Below are 2,786 nucleotides of genomic sequence, written 5' to 3'. Positions count from 1 at the left end.
GCAGCGCCCGCGCCACGATGAGAACTCGGCCGGGGGGCCGCGGCGATCGCGACCGACGTCACGCCGAACCCGATCAGCCCGATCCGCAGCACGAGCGTGCGGCCCAGCACGTCGCTCATCGACCCGGCGACGAGGATGAAGGCGCCGAGTGTCACGAGATACGCGTCGACGACCCACTGCTGCGTCGACAGTCCGCCGCCCAGGTCCCGCGAGATCGCGGGGAGGGCGACGTTCACGACGGTGCCGTCGAGGAACGACACGAAGGATGCCAGAACCGCGACGGTGAGCACCACGCGCTGGTCGCGCGACATCGGTTCGGCCATCGCCCCAGCGTAGGTGCCGCGGAATCGCCGGGGGAGGGGTACGGCAGGACCACCCACCGACGCGCTAGACTGGTAGCGGCCCCGTCACCCGCCTCCTCGCGAGCCGTTCCGGTGAAGACGCGTTGCGGGTCGCAGACGCTGCCGCTCCGGCGGTGAGTCTCGCGGCATTCTCCGGGGTCACTGATCCACCGGCCATGGGCCGGGACGTTCCGGATACATCCGGACGACACGCTCAGGAGGAGCATGCCGACCACGGCAACCGCCGCCCGAAGCTCGAGCCAACGGCGCCGCAAGACCTCGTCATCCCGTCGGGACGACGAGGCCCCCGTCATCCCCATCCTCGCCCGCAAGGTGCGCGAGGTCGAAGCCAAGGCCCAGCGCGGCAAGCTCGGCCCCACCAACCGAGTGAAGTTCCAGGTGATCGCCTTCCTCGTCCGCGAGGAGCGCGCCCGCGTCAAGGCCGACACCGAGATCACCGACGCCGCGCGCGCCGAGCTGCTGAAGCGCCTCGACGGCGTGGCCACGATCCTCGCCAAGACCGCCGCGCGCGACACGTCGCTCATCCAGCTGCTCGAGGTCGACCAGGCCACGTCGCCGGTCGCGCGCCGCATGCGCCGCGACTGGCTGCTCGAATCCGGCGCCGAGCTGCCGCCGGACGAGCTCATCATCACCGACAGCGCTCCGGCCACGGCTCCCGTGGTGCCCGCGGCGCTCGCCGAGAAGCAGGTCATCCCGCCCTCGATCGAGGCGCGCCAGATGGCGAACCCGTTCCTCGCGCCCGACCTCACGCCGCGTCCGACCGGTGACGCACCGCGTCGGCGCCTCGACGGCTGGGAGCTCATGGGTCCGCTGTACAAGGCGTTCGAGACCGGCGCCGGCGGCTCGGCCGCGAGCATGGACCTGCCGCCCGTCCCCGAGTTCGACCGGGTCTCGCCGCGGGGCCTCGAGGTCATGCCCCACCAGTCGCGGTTCCTCGAAGCCGTACGGCAGGGCCACCGTCAGTTCCTGCTCGCCGACGAGCCCGGCCTCGGCAAGACCGCCGAGTCGGTGCTCGCTGCCTCGGTCGCCGACGCCTATCCGCTCCTGGTGGTCGTGCCCAATGTCGTGAAGATGAACTGGGCGCGCGAGGTGCAGCGCTGGACGCCGCACCGCCGGGCGACCGTGATCTCCGGCAGCGGCGCCGACATCGACGCTCGGCACGGCCAACCCCTACGCGGTCGGCGGCACCCACCGGCACATCCCCGAGATCCGTCAGGCACTGGCCGCCGCCGGGGCACCGGCCGATGGCATCCGGATCTCCTTCACCCCCGTCCTCGTGCCCATGGCGCGCGGGATCCTCGCCACCTCGTCCGCCCCGATCCGCGAGGGGGTCTCGGATGCCGAGATCCGCGCGGCGTGGGAGGACGCGTACGCCGACGAGCCGTTCGTGCACGTGCTGCCGGAGGGCACGTTCCCGCGGACGGCGGACGTGCTCGGCGCCAACACCGCGCTCCTCGGCCTCGCGATCGACCGCGCGGCGAACCGGGTGGTCGTCGTCGGCGCCGTCGACAATCTGATGAAGGGCACGGCGGGAGCCGCGGTGCAGTCCATGAACATCGCGCTGGGTCTCCGTGAGACCACGGCGCTCCCCACGAATGGAGTCGCCCCGTGAGCGTGACCGTCCCCGCAGGGTTCGAGGCGGCCGGTGTCGCCGTCGGATTGAAGTCGACGGGCGCGCGTGACGTCGCGGTCGTGGTCAACCGCGGCCCGCTCAAGGTCGGCGCCGCCGTCTTCACATCGAACCGGGCGAAGGCCAACCCGATCCTGTGGTCCGAGCAGGTCGTCCGGGACGGCGTCGTCGAGGCCGTGGTCCTGAACTCGGGCGGCGCCAACTGCTTCACCGGGTCCTTCGGATTCCAGACGACGCACCAGACCGCCGAACGCGCGGCCGAACTCCTCGGCGTCGGTGCGGGCGACGTGGTCGTGTGCTCCACGGGGCTCATCGGCACGGGCGACGAGGTGTTCCGCGCGAAGGTGCTCGACGGCGTCGAGAAGGGGGTCGCCGCGCTCTCCGCCGACGGCGGCGAGGACGCGTCGCTCGCGATCATGACCACCGACTCGCGGCCCAAGCGGGCCGAGCACCGCGGTGCGGGATGGAGCATCGGGGGCATGGCCAAGGGCGCGGGCATGCTCGCCCCGGGGCTTGCGACGATGCTCGTGGTCCTCACGACCGACGCCGTCCTGGACTCGGCCGAGGCCGATGCGGCGCTGCGCGCCGCGACGCGCGTGAGCTTCGACCGCCTCGACTCGGACGGGTGCATGTCGACCAACGACCAGGTGACGCTGCTGGTCAGCGGGGCCAGTGGCATCCGGGTGGATGCCGACGAGTTCGCCGCCGCGCTCGCGGCGGTGTGCGACGACTTCGCGNCGCANCTGCAGGGGGATGCGGAGGGCGCCCAGCACGACATCACGATCAGCGTCGTC

The 2,786-nt window shown here is 72.2% G+C and carries 2 protein-coding genes and 2 pseudogenes; 3 read left to right on the top strand and 1 reads right to left on the bottom strand.

What is annotated here, in order from left to right:
- Positions 1 to 323: MFS transporter (locus I5G_RS11170; protein ID WP_026095860.1), on the bottom strand; the 323-nt coding region annotated here is incomplete at its 3' end.
- A 243-nt stretch (positions 324 to 566) separates the two neighbouring features.
- On the opposite strand from I5G_RS11170, the pseudogene I5G_RS22015 reads away from it, so the two are divergent.
- The 3 genes and pseudogenes from I5G_RS22015 to I5G_RS11160 all read left to right on the top strand — a co-directional run.
- Positions 567 to 1,517: pseudogene (locus tag I5G_RS22015) on the top strand (SNF2-related protein); the annotation flags it as partial.
- Positions 1,516 to 1,974 (top strand): annotated as a pseudogene (locus tag I5G_RS24715) (Asd/ArgC dimerization domain-containing protein); the annotation flags it as partial. The pseudogenes I5G_RS22015 and I5G_RS24715, both read left to right, overlap by 2 nt.
- Positions 1,971 to 2,786, top strand: an 816-nt coding sequence (locus tag I5G_RS11160) for a bifunctional ornithine acetyltransferase/N-acetylglutamate synthase (protein ID WP_022879122.1), incomplete at its 3' end; no start/stop codon positions are given. The pseudogene I5G_RS24715 and the gene I5G_RS11160, both read left to right, overlap by 4 nt.

Origin of the sequence: Microbacterium sp. B19 (genome assembly GCF_000333395.1) — a bacterium.
Lineage (GTDB): Bacteria > Actinomycetota > Actinomycetes > Actinomycetales > Microbacteriaceae > Microbacterium.
This window is presented reverse-complemented; position numbering and strand designations above follow the sequence as displayed.